Source organism: Planctobacterium marinum, assembly GCF_036322805.1.
GTDB classification, from domain to species: domain Bacteria; phylum Pseudomonadota; class Gammaproteobacteria; order Enterobacterales; family Alteromonadaceae; genus Planctobacterium; species Planctobacterium marinum_A.
On sequence record NZ_AP027272.1, the window covers coordinates 3,331,398 to 3,351,139 of the forward strand.

Consider the following 19,742-nt stretch of genomic DNA (forward strand, 5'->3'; position numbering starts at 1 on the left):
AATCAGAGAGAACATTCACCATGGAAAACCCACAAAATAGCGTGCCGGATAGCACCCACCCCCCCCAGGACGACGAGCCTTTACGGCTACCTCTTAAAGACAAGAGTTTCACATCTTTCAGTAAAATTAAGCTCAAGTTAAACGAGCTTACCCAGCCCTTACGATTGCGTTTCAAGCGCCTATCTGACTGGTTCAACGGCAAATTCAAAGACCTATCATTTTCCCAATGGTGTTATTTTCTTGCTGCCATCATGCTACTGAATTTTTTGAGCGAACCTCAGGACGATGAAGATTATTGGCTAGTGGTGGGTGTTATTGCTGGTGTTGGACTGCTCAGAGAGTTGTGGCAAACCTTTATGAGGATATGGGAACACACCTTGGGCAAGGGTGTCTTGTTCGTACTGTATGCCTCAACCGCGAACATCGCCCTGGCTGTATCAGCATTAAAGATCAACAGCATATCCGGTATTGAACCTCAAACATTCGTGTTTACTATGGGTTTCACCACCATGCTTATGCTGCCCTTTTGGCTTTTACTGGCATCTGTATTTTTCCTCGGTTCAGCCATTGTATTACTGAGCCTTTGGTCATCGCTAAGCTTTATTCTACGTATTTTCCGCATCAAGCTTAAAACCCATTGGGAAGACAAATCTTTTGCTGTACTAACCATGTGGATGCGTATATTTTTCATTCCTTTCCTGATGGTCGTATTATTTAAATTCTTAGAGCCCTACGCAGAACAAATTAATGTGTTTGATGATTTCAACCCCACAGAAAACCTGGCCACCTTGTCTCAAGAAGAGTTGTTGAATATTGCCAGTGCCGTGCGCAACCAAGAGCAAGTCCCGTTAACCGAAGAACAACAAGCGCTAATCAATGAGTCCGGGCTATCCACCATTGAGATAGGCATGCTGCGCAATATGTCGGAGCAGGACCTGGCTGACTTATCAGAGTCAGTACAATCAGGTCAATTAGGAGAGCTAATACGCCGGGCACAAACAGAGGACAAAACAACAGAAGATGCGAAAGTATTCTCTATTAATTTCGGTGACAGGGATGGCGATACCAGCAGTGACAGCGACACAAACTCCTCTGCCGGTACTACCTCAGCAAACAGCACAGCAGAAAATGCTGACGCAGAGACAGAAAAAGAGGATGAAGAAGCAAAAGAACGCTCCAGAACCCTGGATAAGCTCATCGCTAGCTTTATCTACCAGTTTGAAGCCTATCGCTACTCAGCGTGCCGAAAAGAAGCGAATCAACGAGTTCTCACCATCGATGAAAACACCATTTTTGTGGTAGAAAAAGACAAAACTCAGGAACTGGGCTACAAATTTTCGGTTGCCGCTTGCGTGCCGCAGTGGGCAGACGAATAAGCGATTCGTCTGACAAAACTCAGCGGGCGGTGTAGCGGTGCCCTTCCTGCACGCCACACTCATGTGCTTGGGTGTTGTTAAATACCACAGGCACTGTTTGACCACAAGGCAGTTTATTGTAACCCGGTGGCAGATTTGGCCCACATTGCTGTACATCAAAATGTAAATGCGGCCCACCGCTTTGTCCAGTATTACCACTTAAGGCGATAATCTGCCCTGCCTCAACCATTTCGCCCAATGAAACTAATACCCCGTTGTAAGTCAAATGAAAATAACGGGCAACCGTACCGTCATCATGTAGGATAAAAACAAAATTCTCTTGCAGGTCGACGCCATTATTGTCTTTAAACTCCTCCCGCAAGGCCACCACTTCACCGGCGCGTGAAGCAACTATTTTGGTTCCAATTGGCATTGGAAAATCAATAGCATACAAACCTACACCCTGATTCGCTTTGCGATAATGACTGGTTGCAGCATACACCTCGAAGGTTTCGCCTTTTTGATAAGGCAACTGATAGAGGGATTTTCCCTGCTCGGCAAATACTTCGCAATTAACTTCGGGGGTAGCGTAGCCACAAGCACTTAAACCGCCCGCAAGTAGCAGACTCAATAACTGTTTCTTCATAAAAATGATACTCCTTATACCACGTCATAAGTCGTCAAGATTCATGAAAGGTTTAAATGCCACTGAGAAAATTTATATCTGTGGCTCCAACCGTTTTTTCACCAGTTATTCTTTCACCAACCATTGCAACGAGCTAACCACTGTATATGGGTTTGCTCGTTCCAGTCTGAACTCTCATTAGCTATTAAGTGATAACCGGGATAGGCGGCGGCTGTCATACAGGCGTGATTAGGCAATATGCGTACGCGACTGCCAATAGGAAACTCATCGAGGCTGAAGGTATCGGGCAACTGCACCACTCCGTGCTCTTGGTTAACCTGGCTAACGCAAATAACCTCCTTGAACTCTCCACCATCAAGATTAAGCAATTTGCCATAGCCATAATCCTTTGCTTGCCCTTGAGTACTGCGATCCTTGGATAAGGCCAATCCACCCGCATCCAGAAAAATACGATTGCTTTCAGGTTTGTGTGAAATCACTGTAGCCAATACCGAGAGAGCAATATCTGCTTGAGTGCAAGCACCCAGTTGGGCTTGGAACAAGTCGAAAAACACAAACACACCGGGACGGATCTCGTCCACACCTGCGAAATGCTCTGCGGCCACAACAGTGGGTGTCGAGCCCAAGGATAAGTTGTCGCAACGGATGTCATGTTGCTCAAGCCTCGATTTAGCCATTAGTAACGCTTGCCGTTCCTGACTCGCGTGTTGCCGGACTTGCTGCCAAGAGGCACAATCATAGGCGCCACCACCGTGGGTCATTAACCCCCAAAATTTCAGTTCAGGCGCGTCTTCCAACATCTGTGCAACAATAGGTAAAGAGTCTGAGTCAGGAGTTAACCCCGCGCGATGACCATCACAATCAATCTCAATCGCCACGGCAAAGTCAGTCTTGTTATGTTTACTCCATCTTACCAGCGCATCGGCTACTGCAACGGAGTCAAGGATCACAATTAAGGCAACCCCCTGCATTCGCAATTGAGCCACACGGGCAAACTTATCTGGCGAAATACAAACTGCGTACATCAGGTCCTTAAACCCCTGCTCTGCGAAGTATTCCGCCTCTCTCAACGTTGACACTGTAAGCGCTGTCTCTACACCATAAAAACGCGACATAATTTCCGCGCACTTGGCTGTTTTAGCGTGTGGCCTCAGACGAACATTGTGTTTTTCAGCTTTGTGTAACATTGCGCCAATGTTACGCTGCATCACTTGTTCATCCAATAATAAACACGGCGTTAGCAATTGTGAGAGTGTCGTCATATTACCTCACGTTCGGCTAGTGGTGATGCTTGTGGATAGGTTGTCTTTCGTGCTTATCGGCGGCGGTTACTGTGACTGTCATCACCAGGTTTTCTGCATCCTTCGTTGTAAATACCACATCAAATGTCATGCCTTCCTGCAGTGGCTTTTGCAGCCCCATCAGCATGATATGCTTAGCTCTGGGAGCCAGTTCCAGCTTTTCACCACCTGCGAGCTCGTATGGGAACTCAAGCTGGCGCATCGAGGCCATATCGCCCTTCATATAGGTTTCGTGTAATTCCGCGCTAGCTGCAATCTCCGGGGAAATTTGCAAGCCCGTAATAGAAATAGTCTGCTCTGTACTATTGGCAATAACGCCATAAGCTGCGCCCATTTTAGCCATGGCAAATGTCGGCGTTGCCCAAGCTTTTTCCACCACCAAAGATTGTGCCTGAGCAAAGCCACTCAACATCATGCTCAACAGACACCACAGCGTTACTTTTTTCATTTCCTTCCCCTTTTAGTTATTCGATTTATTAATATGTTTTAATGCTTCGCGCTGACTCAAGCCCGACAATTCAGATTGATGAGCTTGAACAAAATCCCTCACCCAAATGGGGTTGGTTTTGCCGTACTCTCGCAGTACCCAACCAATCGCTTTGCGGATAAAAAACTCTCGTTCTGATGCCAACATCAAGATGGTTTCTGCCAACAGGTTAACATCGGTTTGTTGCTTGTGTTTCAGGTGAGCAATGAGCGAAGCTCGACGGAGCCAAAGGTTGTCGGCCACTCGCCATTTTATTAACCAGCTACGCAATTCAAGCTGGGATTTTATCAATAGTCCCACCATTGATGTCGCGATCCAATCTACCGTATCCCAATTTTCAGCTGTGTCTAATAAGGATTCATACAAGGGCATCTGTTCACTGGTGCGAAAGTTCTTGCCATGCTCTGCCACTTCCAGCGCCTGATATTGCATTTCTCGATGACTGCCGTGCCACAAAGCCAAAATCGCTTCTCGATATTCATCAGCATCTCTGACAGGAAACTCTTTTATGGCTTGTTTAAACAGCTGTTTTCTCAGCGGCGCCGGAACACCAAAAAAGGCTTGTTGGGTTTTCATGTACGCCTGCATTTTGACGGCTCTTGCAGAGTCAGCATGGGCTTGCAACTGCTGAACCAAGCGTTCCGTCAATTGCATTATTAAAGGGTTTCCAGAGGTAATGATTTATCAGCGCCCCACTCCGACCAGGAACCATCATAGACACGAATATTTGCGAACCCAGACTCGTGAGCGGCCAAAGCGAGAATGCAGGCAGTAATGCCTGAGCCACAAGTCATCACCAAGGTGTGTTGCGTGGTTACGCCGAGATCACTAAAAGCGGCTTTAAGCGCCTCTGTCGGCTTGAGTTTACCGGATTCCACCAGGCTGCGAAAATGCAGGCAACTGGCACCAGGCATGTGACCGCTGCGCACACCTTTACGAGGCTCGTCCTCTTCACCATTAAATCGAGGGGCTGAACGGGCATCCAAAATCCTGAACTGCTGCGAATGTAAAACAGATACAATTTCAGGCGCGCTTATAAAGCACTGAGAGTGAGGCAAAGCGACAAAATCCCCCTCTTTTTCCGCTGTGGAAAGTTCTGAAATGGCCTCACCCGTGGCCTTCCAGGCTGGTAGCCCGCCATTCAATAACTTCACCTTTAGGTGCCCCATTGCTCTGAACATCCACCATGCACGCGGTGATGAGTATAATCCCATATTGTCATAGATAACGATTTCAGAATCGCGATTGATACCTAGCTTTCTTGCTTCTTTTTGAAACAATTGAGCGTCGGGCATGGTATGGGGCAATGAGTTTTGGGCATCTACAAACACCTGTTCAAGATCAAAGCGCAATGCGCCTGGAATGGCCCCCTGTTGCATGTCGTTGCTAACCCCGGGTAAGGGGGCTACCATACTGGCATCAAGCAAAACTAACTTGGGGTTATTTAAAGCAGATTTAAGCTCTGCTACAGACATCAATACCGTCATTGTGCTTTCACCATAGATACGGAGGCCAAAGCGGGCTCCTGAGATAATCCCGAAAAGTGGTAATGGTATGTCATCGGCTCAGCTGAAATAGGGTATAACTTTCCGGTAGCCCCTAAACTCACCTTGTCACCTGCTTTCAGAGTCAACCCACGCTGCTGAAAATCTTTTATCAGCCAAAATAATACTTCCAGCGGATGACCCATTAGCGCCTGAGCATCTGTCTTTTGGATCACTTCACCTTTGTCATTGCTAAACACGGCTTCGATAAAAGGGATTTGTTGATAAAACTCATCATTGTCTTGTACTTCAATAGCCTCCCCCATCAAAGCTTTAGTTGCAGCTATATTGATAGCCACTAAACGATTACCCGTGACAGGCTCTTCAGGCGCTAACTGCATAGCAACTAACTCAATAAAAGGGTGAATACTGGCCACATACTGCAATGTATCTCTGGCACTATTGGCTTGCATAATGCCATTATCGGCAATAATCACCATAAAATCCGGTTCAATCAGGGTGCGAAAACCATAATCTAGTGGCACCTTGCTATTATTCGGTATAAACATCCTTTCTAGCAAAGCACCGGTGGCAGGTGAAGCTATCTTAAACCGTTGTTGACCCGCCTTGCTGGTAAAGCCCACTTTATAACCTTTGACATCGCCAAGTTGCTTTTTGAGTAATTCAAGATAACGGTTTTGACTGCAATAGGCGTCAGATAATGTATTAATTACCGAAAGTCCGGACACCGGATGGGTGGGATAGCCGGCGACTAATTCACTAACTTTTTGTGGTGACAGACAGGCCGAGTGAACCACAGAACTAACCCACAGACAAATAAATGCTGATACCTTCAACACAACCATCTATCCCTTAGTCAGTTTTCTGTTTGTTCAGTACTCGCTCTTCGAGGAATCGCATCACATCACGCCAACTTAAGATACCCACCACTTTGTTTTTATCCAAAACCGGTAAACAGGAAATTTTATTTTGATTGAACAACATAACTGAACGCATGACGGACTCACTAGCCTGGATTGCCACTACATTGCGAGACATAATCTGGTGCACCTTTTTATTCATGGTTTCCAAATCACGAGAGGTTATAGCGCCACTTTTGACGTGTGGGCTGACAGTTTTTAAATAGTCCCGATCAGATATCACACCACGCAACTCTCCTTGGTCAAGTACTAACACATGATGGAAGCTATTTTTGTCGAATACACGCTTTACCGCCCACATGGTCTCATCCATGGAGATACACACAGGTTGTGTGCTCATAATATCTTTAACTTTCATAATAACCAGATTAGGTTTTTTATTAGATTCAAGCGGTTGTAGTGAGGAAAGTCAATGAGAATTTGAAGTAGACAAAAGAATGAGAGGCGCTAGTTTGCGCCCCTCATAATTTAGTTTTTGACAACGGCGTTGTGATACACATTTTGCACGTCATCACAATCGTTTAGCATATCCATGAACTTTTCAAACATCGGGACATCATCGCCTTCCACGTCAATACTGGTTTGCGGCACGAAGCTTATCTCTTCCACTTCAAAGTCAATGTCAGACTGGTATTCAGTCAAGGCGTTGCGAGTTTTTGCGTATTCGGTATGCGGGACGAATACGGTAATTTTACCCTCATCACTTTCTACGTCGGCCACGTCCACATCGGCTTCCATCAGGTATTCCAATACGACATCCTCATCATCGCCAGCGAACACAAAAACGCCGTAATGATCAAACATGTGAGCAACCGCGCCGGGAGCACCAATTTTCGAATTGGTTTTAGTGAAACAGTTACGCACGTCGGTGATAGTACGATTGTTGTTGTCCGTCAGACAGTCCACAATCACCATGCAGTTACCAGGACCAAAGCCCTCATAACGGGCAGGGACGAAATCTTCACCAGCTCCGCCCACGGCTTTATCTATCGCTTTTTCGATAACATGGCTGGGAACCTGATCTTTTTTAGCTTTATCGATCAGCTGCTTTAAAGACAGATTAGCCGCAGGATCTGGGCCGCCATTCTTGGCGCAAACGTAGATCTCTTTGCCGTATTTAGAATACACCTTAGTTTTTGCTGCCGCCGTTTTGGCCATGGCGACTTTACGAACTTCGAAACTTCTTCCCATGTTAAACTCTGTCTATTTTCATTTATTTGTTTTCTTAAGGTAGTGGCAACCACAGCTCGGTGATTTGCTACCCATGACTCTCATTGGACATATTATGCACGTCCAGATTAGTTAATTCATCTTCTGAATTTTGCCCTTTTGCGCCGTCATTTCTGGCCTGGTCAAGGCTTTCCAGATACTGCTGGGTGACATCACCGGTAATATAATCACCATTAAATACCGACATCTCAAAACTATTAATTGCCGTATTTTCTGCACTTACCGCTTGACGCAAGTCTTCAATGTCTTGATAGATTAGGCCGTCTGCCTTGATAGATTCGCAGATGTCATCCACTTCCCTACCATAAGCAATTAACTCTGTAGCCGATGGCATATCAATACCATAGACATTGGGGAAACGTATCTCGGGCGCAGCAGAGGCAAAATAGACCTTTTTAGCGCCCGCTTCACGGGCCATTTCGATAATTTGTTCTGAAGTGGTACCACGTACGATAGAGTCATCCACTAACAATACGTTTTTATCTTTGAATTCAGATTTGATGGCGTTGAGTTTCCGACGCACCGACTTCCTGCGCTGATTTTGGCCGGGCATAATAAAGGTACGGCCAATATAGCGGTTCTTTACATACCCCTGACGATAGGGTAAGTCCAGTTCCTGAGCAATTTGCAGCGCGATATCAATGGACGTTTCAGGGATAGGAATAACCACGTCAATGTCAAAATCAGCCCATTGCTGCGCGATTTTCTGTCCCAGTTTTTTCCCCATATTGACACGCGAAGCGTAGACTGAGATGCCATCGATAAAGGAGTCCGGACGGGCAAAATAAACAAACTCAAAAATGCACGGTACATGTACTGGATTTTCAGCACATTGTTGCGTGAACAACTGACCGTCTTCAGTGATATAAATCGCTTCACCAGGTGCAACATCGCGAATAAACTGGAATTCCACTGAGTCCAGCGCAACACTCTCCGATGCCACCATGTACTCATCCCCCTTTTCAGTGGTGCGCTTACCTAACACCAAAGGACGAATACCGTGAGGGTCTCTAAAAGCCAGCATGCCGTTACCAATAATTGCAGCAACAACGGCGTAAGCGCCTTTCACTTTACTATGCACACTGCTAACCGCTTTAAATATATCCTCAGGCTGAAGCACCAAACCTTCAGCTTGTTGCAATTCATGAGCGAGAATATTGAGTAACAACTCCGAATCGGATGTCGTATTGATATGGCGTTTTGCCAGTTGCAGGACCTCTTTTTGTAGCTCAATGGCATTGGTAAGATTGCCATTGTGTGCAAGCGCAATTCCATAAGGCGAATTAACATAAAAAGGTTGCGCCTCCGCAGAACTGGAGGAACCGGCTGTTGGATAACGCACATGCGCAATTCCCAGGTTTCCAGTTAAACGTTGCATGTGCCTGTTGCGGAACACGTCTCTGACTAATCCATTAGCTTTGCGCAGGTGAAACATACTGTCATCAACAGTAATCATTCCCGCCGCATCCTGACCACGATGTTGTAATACAGTTAACGCATCAAACAATTCCTGAGCAACAGGACTATTACTAACAATGCCGGCTATTCCGCACATATTGAGATCCTATACAGTGGGGCTAATAAAACTTGAAGAGCTTTGCAGATATTCGAAAAACCATTCGATAATAAATGCAAACTCTGGGATAAGCACTGAGCTTTTCCACCAATCTGTTCCAGGAGCAGGTGTGAAGGCGTCCATGAAAAATAATACGGCGCTACAAACCAACACCCCTCTTAACATACCAAAAACCAAACCAAGTGCACGGTCCGTGCCGGTCAGTCCAGTGAACACGACTAAACGGGAGATGAGGTAATTAATGATTCCTCCCAACAATAACGTGGTCACGAAAAGAATGGCAATGGCAACCGCATTTCTGATTATTTGGTCTTGAAACCAGGTGATATAGACAGCAAGATCGGCGTAAAAAAAGCTGGCCAGCATAAACGCTGAAAACCAGATAGCTAGGGAAATGGCTTCTTTGAGAAAACCTCTGAGCAAGCTTATTATCGTTGACAGGGCCACTACGCCGAGAATAGCGAAATCAATCCAATTCATTATCATCATTTTTTGCTACGGGGAGTGCATGTAAGGAGAATACACTCAAATCGGCGCGCATTTTAACAAAGCCAAGAAGGTATGTCTTGTGTTAATCAACGGTAAAAGGCGTGAGACGTCCCTGCAGCCCAGTTACTTCTTTTAGGTGAGGAATGGCGTTTTGCAATTTAGCCTCATCCAGGTCCGGTCCCACAAACACTTTCGTTAAAGTACCAGAGCTGGTGCTAACAGGCCGCGTAAAGGCCCGATAACCCGCCTGTTCAAGCTTGCGCAGCAAATCCTTAACATTTTTACTGTGTTTAAAACTACCCAACTGCACCACCCAACCGGCTTGTACTTGCTCTTTTTTGGGCTCCATCACCGTCTGACTGGAACCTGAAATATTATCAACGGCAACTTCTTGGGTTTGAGTCTCTGGAACGTCAACTGCATTAATAGATTGGTCTGGCGTGTCGTCTAGTGCTTGTTCTTGCACTATTTCCACTTCTCGAGTTACTGCGTCTCTCACCTCTTCAAAGGGAAACTCTTCGGAGTTGGAAAAGGTTTTCATCGGAGGACGCTCAGGAATTGACTCGAAACGGTCCTGACTGTGGCGTTTTTCGCCATCTAAAATCTCGGGAAGAAAAATAACGGCCAAAGCCACGATAATAATAGTGCCGACAAGACGATTTTGAAATGCGGTAGCCAAGGTAAAGTTTCCTGCTTACTAATTATTTTTTGGCACCGGAGCAGCTATTTTTTCAGCTGTTCTCGGTCAACGCCTGCTTGATTTCGGCAACAGTATAGAACGATCCAAAGCCTATGATAAGGTCTTGCGGATGAGTCGCGGCATTTTGCGCGGTAGTGACGGCGTCTGCTATTGATGCACAAGTCACTACTTCCTGGCCAAAATCGGCGAGCGAAGATTCTAGCACTTCAACCTGAGCGCTGCGAGCACAATCCAATGGCGCTACCAGCCATGTGGCAGACAAATCTTTAAATACCGTGAGACTGGCTCTGGAATCTTTATCTGACAGCATACCCAGAATAAAAATAAGCTTGCGATAAGGTATATTTTGCAATTGTTTGCGCAAATAGGCGGTTGCTTGAGGATTATGGGCTACATCAACTAACATCCGCTTATCATCAGACACAGCCTCCATACGCCCGGGTAACGTTGTGGTTTGTAGTACCTGGCGGATTTGCTCGTCTGTGAGTGACCAGTTTAATAGCCGGCTGGTAAACAAGGCCGTCGCTGCATTCTGAATTGGAAGGTTGCCTTTGGGTAATGCTTCAAGAGAAAACGCCCCGCGATTACAACTAGCGCTGAAATGCCAATGCGACTCAAATTCAGTTACCTTAAAGTCTTCGTCCCGGCGAAAAAGGTTTGCGTTAGTCGCAGCTGCATGTTGTAACACCGAGTCAGGAATGTCGAGATCGCCAACCACACAAGGGATATCACGGCGCATAATCCCCGCTTTTTCATAGCCCACTAATTCTCGTGTATCGCCAAGCCACGCTTGGTGGTCCAGATCGATTGTGGTGATCACTGACACATCTGGTTGCACAATATTAACTGCATCCAGACGCCCACCTAAGCCCACTTCCAGCAGAATCACATCGGGTTTTGCTTCTGCCAACAGACACAAGGCCGCCAATGTGCCAAATTCAAAATAGGTTAATGAAGTATTCCCTCTTGCCTGCTCCACCTGTTTAAACGCATTACAATGTGCCGATTCACTCAACATCTGATTGTTAATACGAACTCGCTCGCGATAATCACTAATATGCGGCGAACTATACACCCCGGTGGTTAAGCCACTAGCCTGTGCCAGTCTCTCTAGAATTCGACAGGTAGAACCTTTGCCATTGGTTCCCGCAACCATTATCACAGTGCTGTTTGTAAAGCTAAGTTGCAAGGCATCGTAGACATCAGCGACCCGCTCCAATCCCATTTCAATCTGGGCTGGGTGGATCGCTTCAAGATATTGAAGCCAGCCCTGTAGATCTTCGGGCTGACGTATAGTAATTGTCAAAACTTATGAAGCCTGAGAAGGATTTTCTGAAGAGTGGTGTAACTTGTCCAGCAAACCATATAACTTTTGACGCATGTGACGTCTGTCAACGATCATGTCAATGGCACCTTTTTCCAACAGGAACTCACTGCGTTGGAATCCATCTGGCAAAGTTTCGCGCACGGTTTGCTCGATTACGCGAGGACCTGCAAAACCAATTAATGCGCCTGGTTCAGCCACGTTTACATCGCCCAACATCGCCAGACTGGCAGAAACACCGCCCATCGTTGGATCAGTCAAAACTGAGATATAAGGCAAGCCCTTATCACTCATTTTCGCCAATGCCGCGCTGGTTTTAGCCATTTGCATCAAGGATAACAAGGCTTCTTGCATACGTGCACCACCACTGGCAGAAAAGCAAATAAGCGGCATATTGTGGGCCAAACAGGCTTCCACGCCTTTTACAAATCGCGCACCAACTACCGACGCCATTGAACCGCCCATAAAACCAAACTCAAAAGCAGCGGCCACAACGGGTTTACCGCACAATTTGCCCTGCATAACCACCATCGCATCTTTTTCATTAGAGGCTTTCTGAGCTGCGGCGATACGGTCTTTGTAACGTTTTGAATCTTTAAATTTCAATACGTCTTGCGGCTCTAGGTCTGAGCCTAATTCAGTACGTCCACCTTGATCTAAAAAGTGATTTAACCTGGCTCTCGCACTGATACGCATGTGGTTGTCGCACTTGGGACACACCTCAAGTTGTTTTTCCAGTTCCACTTTGTACAGCACTGCATTGCATTTGCCGCATTTAGTCCAGATCCCTTCTGGAACGTTACTTTTTACGGCGGATTGGGTCTTGGGCAGTATCTTTTGGATCCAACTCATTGAATTCAGTTCTCTCACATTTTATTTAGCAAGATGAAAGCTACCAGGCAATTTAAGCACTTTTAAAGTGGGTTTATCGCCAAATATCTACACTTTCACCGAACATGTTGATTTTGTTTGTGCGCTTTATCACGCGATATTGCCGCATTCTAACAGCAATTGAAAGACCATGTGGTCTAAGATGTTATTCAATACCAACTCCAGCAACTGGAGCCAGTCTAACCCAGCTCGTCTGGCAAGAATAGCGGCCCAAGCGGCATGTGAGGAATTCCCCATTCTTGCGGGTAGTCAACAGCAACGAGATATAAGCCATTAGGTTTAGCTGTGGCTGCGGCCTGCGTTCGGTCCTTATTGGCCAGCAACTCAGCTATCCACTCAACAGACTCCTCGCCACTTCCCACCTTCATCAAACTACCTGCTATATTGCGCACCATGTGATGTACGAAAGCATTAGCTTTAATATCAATAATGACGTAATCGCCCTGTCTTATGACATCTATATGATGAACATTGCGAAAGGGTGTTCTGGATTGGCATAACGAAGCTCTAAACGCCGAAAAGTCTTGTTCGCCAACTAAACTTTGTGCTGCTGCGTGCATGCGTTCAGCGTCCAGAGGATGGTAGTGGTGCGTGACACCACCGTAGAATATACCCGAACGCAATCTTACATTATGGATAATGTAGCGATAACGTCTTGCGGTGGCAGAAAAGCGCGCGTGAAATTCGTCAGGAACCTGTTTAGCCCATTTAATAGCAACCGTATCAGGTAAATTGGCATTGCCGCCCATGCTCCAGGCTTTGTCTGGCCGATCGACGTGAGTATCGAAGTGCACCACTTGATTGCTGGCGTGGACACCGGCGTCAGTGCGTCCAGCGCAGACCACATCTATCTTGTGTTGTGCAATGTGCGATAACGCCTGCTCTAAGTGTTGCTGAATACTGTCCACGTTACGTTGGCGCTGCCAGCCGAAGTATGCAGCCCCGTTGTATTCAATGCCTAATGCGACTCTAGCCATAATAATCGGGTTAGTTGAAAAAACGCTGCATGTTAAAAGAAACGCCGGAAACTTTCAAAGCTAACGTTTTAATTGAGCCAGAATATCTTGAGCTTCTTGTTTTTGCTCGGCAGTTCCCGTTTCGATAACTTCATTCAATAAGATTTCCGCCGACTCGGCATCATCGATCTCCAGATAAGCATGGGCAAGATCTAGCTTGGCATTGATACCCTGGTCTTGGTCTACATCAATTACATCATCGTCAGCAGCAACACCAGTAAACTCTTCCAGGTCAATGTCAATATTCAAATCCTTTTCAGATAGCGGTGTTTCATCCTCCTGCAAGCTTTCTTCCAAAAGCGTTTCTACATCAAGGAATTCATCATCAACATCTAATTCTGCTAGCTGTTCTTGTGCTTCTTCTGCTATTTCCTCATGTAAGACATCTTCATCGTCACTGAGTAACGCCGCCAAATCTAAGTCTGGGTTTTCTGGAAAGTCCGGTTCTTTCTCCAGCTCAACGCTCTCTTCTGTCTCCAGATCCTCTTCCAGAGCAGCGTCTATGTTGCCCAAGATGTCGTCAAAGCTGGTATTTTCTAGCTCATTAAGAGCCGCTTCGTCATCATCAGCCAAATCAGGCAAGGTATCATCGCCGGAATCAGCCAGAGCCTGTGCTAACTGCTCCAGGTCATTATCTGAACCCTCGGAATCAAATACATCTTCTAGTTCAGACGTCTCCCTCGTTGTATCTTCAGGATTCTCTGGTACTACATCCGGCTCACCACCAAATGAGGGAATATCATCAAGATCGTCGTCTAGCTCTACTTCTGGGGTAGATATCCGAGCGTCATCTAGGCTTTTTGGTTCTTCAGTACTGTCTTCTTTTTGCTCTGCCCAGTTGTCAAGGCTAATGTCATCAAGGTCAGGCTCATCTTCCTCACCCAACCACTCACCCAACCCAGGCAAATCGTCCAGTGAGGTTTCGGGGTTAGATTCAACTTCTTGTTCTGATTCGTCAAGCAGCTCTGGAAGTTCATCATCCTCCAAAAGCGAGTTTTCATCACCTTGCTCGAGAAACGCAGACTCCAAATCATCATCTGTTAAGCCTTCATCATCACTCTGAGGCTCTTCAAACGTTTGTTGTTCGACATCCAATGATTTCGTCTCTGACTCTTCAGATTCAACATGTTCCTCTGGTGTTAGCTTGAGATCTTGTAGCGAAACGTCTTTGCGGGTGTCTTCAACATCAAAGTCAACACTGGTGTCTTTGTAACCATAAATCTCGTCAATATCATCGATATCGCTTTCTGGATCAGCTCTTTCTTCTGCCCCTTCAGAGAACTCTGCCAGTGCTTCATCAAAATCATCGAGTTCTTCTTCAGGACTCTCAAACTCCTGTTCCAAATCAGAATCATCTAACAACGCTTCTAGCTGGTTCTCTTCATCCAACTCTTCTGACAAATCTTCAACATCTGTCAGGCTGTCTTCCAGCGAATCTTCATCTAGCAAGTCTGTTTCCGGTTCTACCAGTTCAGGCTCTTCTGCAAGCTCAGGCTCTTCAGCCAGTTCAGACTCTTCTGCAAGCTCAGGCTCTTCAGCCAGTTCAGACTCTTCTGCAAGCTCAGGCTCTTCTGCAAGTTCAGGCTCTTCTGCAAGTTCAGGCTCTTCTACCAGCTCAGGCTCTTCTACCAGCTCAGGCTCTTCTGCAAGCTCAGGCTCTTCTGTAAGCTCTGGCTCTTCCGCAAGCTCTGGCTCTTCTGCAAGCTCTGGCTCTTCCGCAAGCTCTGGCTCTTCTGCAAGCTCAGGCTCTTCTACCAGCTCAGGCTCTTCTGCAAGTTCAGGCTCTTCTACCAGCTCAGGCTCTTCTGCAAGCTCAGACTCTTCTGCAAGCTCAGGCTCTTCTACCAGCTCAGGCTCTTCTACCAGTTCAGGCTCTTCTGCAAGTTCAGGCTCTTCTGCAAGCTCAGGCTCTTCTACCAGCTCAGGCTCTTCTGCAAGTTCAGGCTCTTCCGCAAGCTCTGGCTCTTCTACCAGCTCAGACTCTTCTGCAAGTTCAGGCTCTTCTGCAAGCTCAGGCTCTTCTGCAAGCTCAGGCTCTTCTGCAAGTTCAGGCTCTTCTACCAGCTCAGGCTCTTCTACCAGCTCAGACTCTTCTGCAAGTTCAGGCTCTTCTACCAGTTCAGGCTCTTCTGCAAGTTCAGGCTCTTCTACCAGTTCAGGCTCTTCTGCAAGTTCAGGCTCTTCTACCAGCTCAGGCTCTAATGCTTCTTCAATCAGCTCTGGCTCTTCTGCAAGCTCAAGCTCTTCTGCAAGCTCAGGCTCTTCTGCAAGTTCAGACTCTTCTACCAGCTCAGGCTCTTCTGCCAGCTCAGACTCTTCTGCAAGCTCAGGCTCTTCTACCAGTTCAGGCTCTAATGCTTCTTCAATCAGCTCAGGCTCTTCTGCAACGTCTTCAATATCAGTTAGGCTGTCTTCCAGCGAATCGTCGTCTGGCGAGTCTAATTCAGCCAGAGTATCCTCTACCAACTCAGGCTCTATTGCTTCTTCAACCAACCCGGGCTCTTCTGCCGCGTCTTCAATATCAGTCAGGCTGTCTTCTAATATTTCGTTCTCGGCTTGCGCCGATTCCATTTCGGCAAGTTCTGGTGTAAGTGATTCGTCCACCTCAGCTAATTCAGATTCATCGTCGAGTAATTCCGGCTCAAGCAAGTCACCTTGAGGTAAATCAGAAAAATCAGGTAATGAATCAGATTCATCAGCAGGAGAAACTTGACCTACTGAACTGAATGCATCTTCGTTTAGTTCTGGAATATCCTCGAGAGACAACTCTTCTGGATCTTCCTCAACCGCTTGAGCTTTCTCTTTCTCAGCCTCAGCATTGGAACCAAAATCATCAGAGGCAATATCAGGAATATCTTCAAGCGATAATTCACCGGAGAATAATCCATTTGTATCAGCGTCTTCATCAGCGGCCGGTTCAACAGTCGATTCAGCATCTGTTGCAAGCGAGTCTAATAAATCGTTGTAATCTTCATCGGTAATATCGTCTATTGGATAAGTGGGCTTATCTTCTGCTTCTGCTTCTGCTTCTGCTTCTGCTTCTGCTTGTGCTTCTAGAGAATCGTCTTGATTTACTGGATCATCAATGAATTCATCAGTAACTTTAGCTTCAATTTCCTCTTCGCTAGCGAAATCAGAAACATCTTCATCCAAATCAGCAAGCTCGGCCTCGGTCGCAGTGTCACCTTCGTCACCAGTATCAAACTCTTCCTGCTCGGCCATGAGAGACTCAGGGTCCGTTTGAGCGGTGTTTTCTGACTCATCCATAAGCGCAGATTCATCGATTAGGTCTTCACTTTCATCGAGCTGCTCTAGCGTATTCTCAGGGACAGCCTCAAGCTCACTACTTGGATCATCCTCACCCGGTATTGTAAGTTCGTCTATTTCTAAAGAGTCTTGCAATTCTTCCTGTTCAGGCAAACCAAGCTCATTAATATTTGACAAAGACTCTTCTTCAATGTCAGCCTCCGAGCTGTCACGGTCGGCGTCGTCGGGTAGCTCGAATGACTCTGCCCTGTCTTCTTCTGATTCGATAGCATCGATGCCGTCATTACCTGAATCAAGCTCTTCAAAGTCTGCGTCTTGTTGCTCTGTATTGTCAGCTAATTCGTTTTCCGGGATATCTTCGATGTCGGTTCCAGAGTCGCTATCCAGCTCGTCTTCCATCCCAAGTTCGGCAAGTAGCTCATCAGCCAGTTCATCCTGCGCATTATCAGCTTGTGAAGTGCTATATTCGCTGCTCTGCTCAATGTTTTCCGGTTCATCCGCGACACCGAGTTCTGCTAATAACTCATCAGCTAATGAATCTTGATCAATGTCATCTTCATCTTGGGTTTCTGCTTCCATTTCTGCCAACAGCTCGTCAGCAAGATCATCTTGAGTGCTGTCCGGCTCTTGGTTCATGACCTCAGGGTCTTCAACACCAAGCTCTGCCAACAGTTCATCGGCAAGATCCATCTGCCCTGAATCACCCTCAGCAACTTCTTCAATCCCTAACTCGGCAAGGAGTTCATCAGCCAGCTCATCCTGCAAGGACTCTACGTCAGTATCAGGTTGATTAGCCACCATAGCATCCAGTTCATCTTCTGGAGCCTGCAAATCCTCATCATCTTCGCTAAACAAGTCACTGGAGGCTTCATCTAAATCACTCTCATCCAGCAGGCTATCTGCAAGTTCGGCCTCATCAGAGAAAGATGAATCTTCAAAATCGCTTTCATCTCCAAACCCAACCTCATCCCCAAATGCAACATCATCTCCAAATGCAACATCATCGCCAAATGCTGTTTCTGGCTCTTCTATCGCAACATCAGGATCACCTGGCTCCTTGCGTGGCGCATTTTGCAGAACTTCTGTCAGTTCTTCGGTGATATTATCCAGTTGCTCGTTTTGTTGTTCGATGCTGTCTTCTAACTTTTCAACCGCTTCATCGGTTAGCAAATCTTCATCTGCAATGCCCAGAACTTCCTCGGCATCAAAAGCTTCTAGCTCCTCAGCACTTTCTTCCGCAACGGGCTCGGGTTCTGGCTCAGGTTCTGGTTCGGGTTCAGGAATTTCTTCTGTGATTTCTTTAGCAGTTTCAGTTTCTGCAGCCTCTTCCAAAATGCTGTCGATATCGGACTGTTCATCTGCGTCAAGTTCTTCATCAAGGCCACTATCGAAATCTTCAACCTCGGGCTCATCCAACTCCGCGAATTCATCCAAAATGCCATCCACGTCCTCTGCAGCTTCAGATAATTCGACGGCATCATCGTCAGATTCATCAGATGCGAACAAATCATCTAAATCACCCTGGTCCAACAAACCGCTGTCAGAGTCAGCGAAATCGTCATCATCGCCACTCAACAGGTCGTCATCCATGTCAAGGCTACTCATTTCTTCTTCGAGTACCTTGTCTAGCGAGTCGTCCAGCTCTTCGGCAAATTCATCTTGTAAGAGGTCGTCATCGCCAAACAGATCATCATCTGCCCAATCGTCGTCCCCTAATTCATCCGAGGTATCTGAGCTCAACTCGTCCAACACGTCAGATTCTTCTACGGCTTTTGAGGCCATTTCAGGGGCTGGGGCTGGTGCAGCGGTTTCAATCGCAGGCGCTTCTTCGCCTTTGCGACGCAATAAGAACATTGTCAATCCACCCAGCACTGACAAAGTAAGCAGTAACGAGGACACGATGATAAAGATATCTGAAGTTAAAAACGACAGATCTAGTGACTTTTCTTCTTCAGGTTTAGGCGTTAACAATTCCAACATTTCTTGCTGAATTTGTAACATCTGTGATTGTTCAACTTGGTCTTGGCTAGCCCGCTCTCGTAATTGATCGATTTCTTTATTTACCGTATCCAGTCGGTCAAATATTTTGCGATTTTCATCTAGCAATGATTCTACGCTGGTGATGGATTCAGCAAATTGCTGTCTGATGGCATTGAATTGCGCTTGCTGCTCTTCATTAATGCGGTTCAGACGGGATTCAATTTCGGTTTTTGTTTCCGCCAGATCTTCGCGGTTCACAAGTTTTACTGGCGGCTTGAGATTAACCAGGCTCTCACCCGGCTTATTTTCCGGCGACCAGGCATCGTCATCCTGCTCAGATTTAATTTTTGCGTTTTGTGCATCAATACGAGCGATGTAACGCTCAGAGGGTAAGCGCAGCATTGCGCCATTTTTCAAGGTATTCAGGTTTTCTGTGGCAAAGGCATCCTTATTCAGTTCATAGATGGCCACCATCACCTGATAGATGCTTAAATTTTTATTCTGTCGATAACGATCGGCAATGCGCCATAAAGTATCGTCCGAATCAATCGGACCATAGGTCGCGCCAGAATATTGTTCTGTGGAATTTTTTGCGCCACGCAGCTCGATAACCCTGTCGTTTTGCTGTTGCGCATACGAAGTACCGGAGCTCAGGCAAGTGAGCAGGAAAAAAAGCACTAAACTGAAAACGCCAAGCCCTTTGCACGCCTGACTTTGCCCGGATGCCCTTGTGTTGGAATTGTATCCTGATTGAATATTACGCACTTAAGTATTTTGCCGTCTTGATTTTATAATTTCGTCAATTTTTTGTTGTTAGTTGTATGACTTCAGCCAAAACAAGGTAAACCAACGTTTGGCTGCAAGACTTATACCAATACCAGAGGTATTTCCATACCTAACTATAAACCAGATACAGTGAGCAAGCCAATTCCCCTCTTACCGAGGCAAAGCGTGTATATCGTTGCTGTGCAATTTCACAGTAAAGCTAAACGCGCTGTAGTCACTGATTAAACATCACCGATAATACAGTATTCACCGTGTGAGGACAGCAAAAA

The 19,742-nt window shown here is 46.3% G+C and carries 16 protein-coding genes; 1 reads left to right on the top strand and 15 read right to left on the bottom strand.

The features are described 5' to 3' along the window. Positions 1-20 precede the first annotated feature (20 nt). Positions 21-1,376: a hypothetical protein gene (locus AABA75_RS14830; RefSeq protein WP_338293402.1), complete on the top strand. Its 1,356-nt coding sequence runs from the start codon at positions 21-23 to the stop codon at positions 1,374-1,376. A gap of 19 nt (positions 1,377-1,395) precedes the next feature. Here the strand turns inward: AABA75_RS14830 and AABA75_RS14835 are convergent, their stop codons facing one another. The 15 genes from AABA75_RS14835 to AABA75_RS14905 form a co-directional block, all read right to left on the bottom strand. Further along, positions 1,396-2,001: a M23 family metallopeptidase gene (locus AABA75_RS14835; protein WP_338293403.1), complete on the bottom strand. Its 606-nt coding sequence runs from the start codon at positions 1,999-2,001 to the stop codon at positions 1,396-1,398. Between the two features lie 113 nt (positions 2,002-2,114). Beyond that, positions 2,115-3,263, bottom strand: a complete 1,149-nt coding sequence (locus tag AABA75_RS14840; protein ID WP_338293404.1) for an alanine racemase — start codon at positions 3,261-3,263, stop codon at positions 2,115-2,117. Between the two features lie 16 nt (positions 3,264-3,279). Beyond that, positions 3,280-3,750 carry a copper chaperone PCu(A)C gene (locus AABA75_RS14845; RefSeq protein ID WP_338293405.1) on the bottom strand — a complete coding sequence of 157 codons (471 nt, stop codon included), beginning with the start codon at positions 3,748-3,750 and terminating at the stop codon, positions 3,280-3,282. Between the two features lie 12 nt (positions 3,751-3,762). After that, positions 3,763-4,443 carry a DNA alkylation repair protein gene (locus tag AABA75_RS14850; RefSeq protein ID WP_338293407.1) on the bottom strand — a complete coding sequence of 227 codons (681 nt, stop codon included), beginning with the start codon at positions 4,441-4,443 and terminating at the stop codon, positions 3,763-3,765. A gap of 2 nt (positions 4,444-4,445) precedes the next feature. Continuing rightward, positions 4,446-5,276 carry a sulfurtransferase gene (locus AABA75_RS14855; protein ID WP_338293408.1) on the bottom strand — a complete coding sequence of 277 codons (831 nt, stop codon included), beginning with the start codon at positions 5,274-5,276 and terminating at the stop codon, positions 4,446-4,448. Then, positions 5,273-6,133: a hypothetical protein gene (locus AABA75_RS14860; RefSeq protein WP_338293409.1), complete on the bottom strand. Its 861-nt coding sequence runs from the start codon at positions 6,131-6,133 to the stop codon at positions 5,273-5,275. The genes AABA75_RS14855 and AABA75_RS14860 overlap by 4 nt, the downstream gene beginning before the upstream one ends. Positions 6,134-6,146: 13 nt before the next feature. After that, on the bottom strand, positions 6,147-6,554 hold the full coding sequence (locus AABA75_RS14865; protein ID WP_338293410.1) for a CBS domain-containing protein: 408 nt from the start codon (positions 6,552-6,554) through the stop codon (positions 6,147-6,149). Between the two features lie 128 nt (positions 6,555-6,682). Next, complete coding sequence (locus AABA75_RS14870; RefSeq protein ID WP_338293412.1) at positions 6,683-7,405, bottom strand: YebC/PmpR family DNA-binding transcriptional regulator; 723 nt, start codon at positions 7,403-7,405, stop codon at positions 6,683-6,685. Positions 7,406-7,472: 67 nt separating this feature from the next. After that, the gene (purF, locus tag AABA75_RS14875) at positions 7,473-8,999 is read right to left on the bottom strand and encodes an amidophosphoribosyltransferase (protein ID WP_338293414.1); all 1,527 of its coding nucleotides are present in this window, start codon (positions 8,997-8,999) and stop codon (positions 7,473-7,475) included. 9 nt (positions 9,000-9,008) lie between these two features. Then, a complete protein-coding gene (locus AABA75_RS14880) occupies positions 9,009-9,500 on the bottom strand; it encodes a CvpA family protein (RefSeq protein WP_338293415.1) in 492 nt (163 codons plus the stop codon). Positions 9,501-9,591: 91 nt separating this feature from the next. Next, positions 9,592-10,188 carry an SPOR domain-containing protein gene (locus AABA75_RS14885; protein WP_338293416.1) on the bottom strand — a complete coding sequence of 199 codons (597 nt, stop codon included), beginning with the start codon at positions 10,186-10,188 and terminating at the stop codon, positions 9,592-9,594. Between the two features lie 52 nt (positions 10,189-10,240). Then, entirely contained in the window at positions 10,241-11,515 is a 1,275-nt protein-coding gene (folC, locus tag AABA75_RS14890; protein WP_338293417.1) for a bifunctional tetrahydrofolate synthase/dihydrofolate synthase, read from the bottom strand. 3 nt (positions 11,516-11,518) lie between these two features. Continuing rightward, positions 11,519-12,385: an acetyl-CoA carboxylase, carboxyltransferase subunit beta gene (gene accD / locus AABA75_RS14895; RefSeq protein WP_338293418.1), complete on the bottom strand. Its 867-nt coding sequence runs from the start codon at positions 12,383-12,385 to the stop codon at positions 11,519-11,521. Positions 12,386-12,603: 218 nt separating this feature from the next. Next, positions 12,604-13,401, bottom strand: a complete 798-nt coding sequence (gene truA / locus AABA75_RS14900; protein WP_338293420.1) for a tRNA pseudouridine(38-40) synthase TruA — start codon at positions 13,399-13,401, stop codon at positions 12,604-12,606. A gap of 60 nt (positions 13,402-13,461) precedes the next feature. Beyond that, positions 13,462-19,452, bottom strand: coding sequence for a FimV/HubP family polar landmark protein (locus AABA75_RS14905; protein ID WP_338293421.1), 5,991 nt, complete (start codon positions 19,450-19,452; stop codon positions 13,462-13,464). Positions 19,453-19,742 lie beyond the last annotated feature (290 nt).

Excerpts from the sequence above, each read along its gene's own strand:
- AABA75_RS14830 (WP_338293402.1), top strand. The coding sequence starts at position 21 with ATGGAAAACCCACAAAATAGCGTGCCGGATAGCACCCACCCCCCCCAG.
- AABA75_RS14835 (WP_338293403.1), bottom strand. The coding sequence starts at position 2,001 with ATGAAGAAACAGTTATTGAGTCTGCTACTTGCGGGCGGTTTAAGTGCT.
- AABA75_RS14840 (WP_338293404.1), bottom strand. The coding sequence starts at position 3,263 with ATGACGACACTCTCACAATTGCTAACGCCGTGTTTATTATTGGATGAA.
- AABA75_RS14845 (WP_338293405.1), bottom strand. The coding sequence starts at position 3,750 with ATGAAAAAAGTAACGCTGTGGTGTCTGTTGAGCATGATGTTGAGTGGC.
- AABA75_RS14850 (WP_338293407.1), bottom strand. The coding sequence starts at position 4,443 with ATGCAATTGACGGAACGCTTGGTTCAGCAGTTGCAAGCCCATGCTGAC.
- AABA75_RS14855 (WP_338293408.1), bottom strand. The coding sequence starts at position 5,276 with ATGACGGTATTGATGTCTGTAGCAGAGCTTAAATCTGCTTTAAATAAC.
- AABA75_RS14865 (WP_338293410.1), bottom strand. The coding sequence starts at position 6,554 with ATGAGCACACAACCTGTGTGTATCTCCATGGATGAGACCATGTGGGCG.
- AABA75_RS14870 (WP_338293412.1), bottom strand. The coding sequence starts at position 7,405 with ATGGGAAGAAGTTTCGAAGTTCGTAAAGTCGCCATGGCCAAAACGGCG.
- purF (WP_338293414.1), bottom strand. The coding sequence starts at position 8,999 with ATGTGCGGAATAGCCGGCATTGTTAGTAATAGTCCTGTTGCTCAGGAA.
- AABA75_RS14880 (WP_338293415.1), bottom strand. The coding sequence starts at position 9,500 with ATGAATTGGATTGATTTCGCTATTCTCGGCGTAGTGGCCCTGTCAACG.
- accD (WP_338293418.1), bottom strand. The coding sequence starts at position 12,385 with ATGAGTTGGATCCAAAAGATACTGCCCAAGACCCAATCCGCCGTAAAA.
- truA (WP_338293420.1), bottom strand. The coding sequence starts at position 13,401 with ATGGCTAGAGTCGCATTAGGCATTGAATACAACGGGGCTGCATACTTC.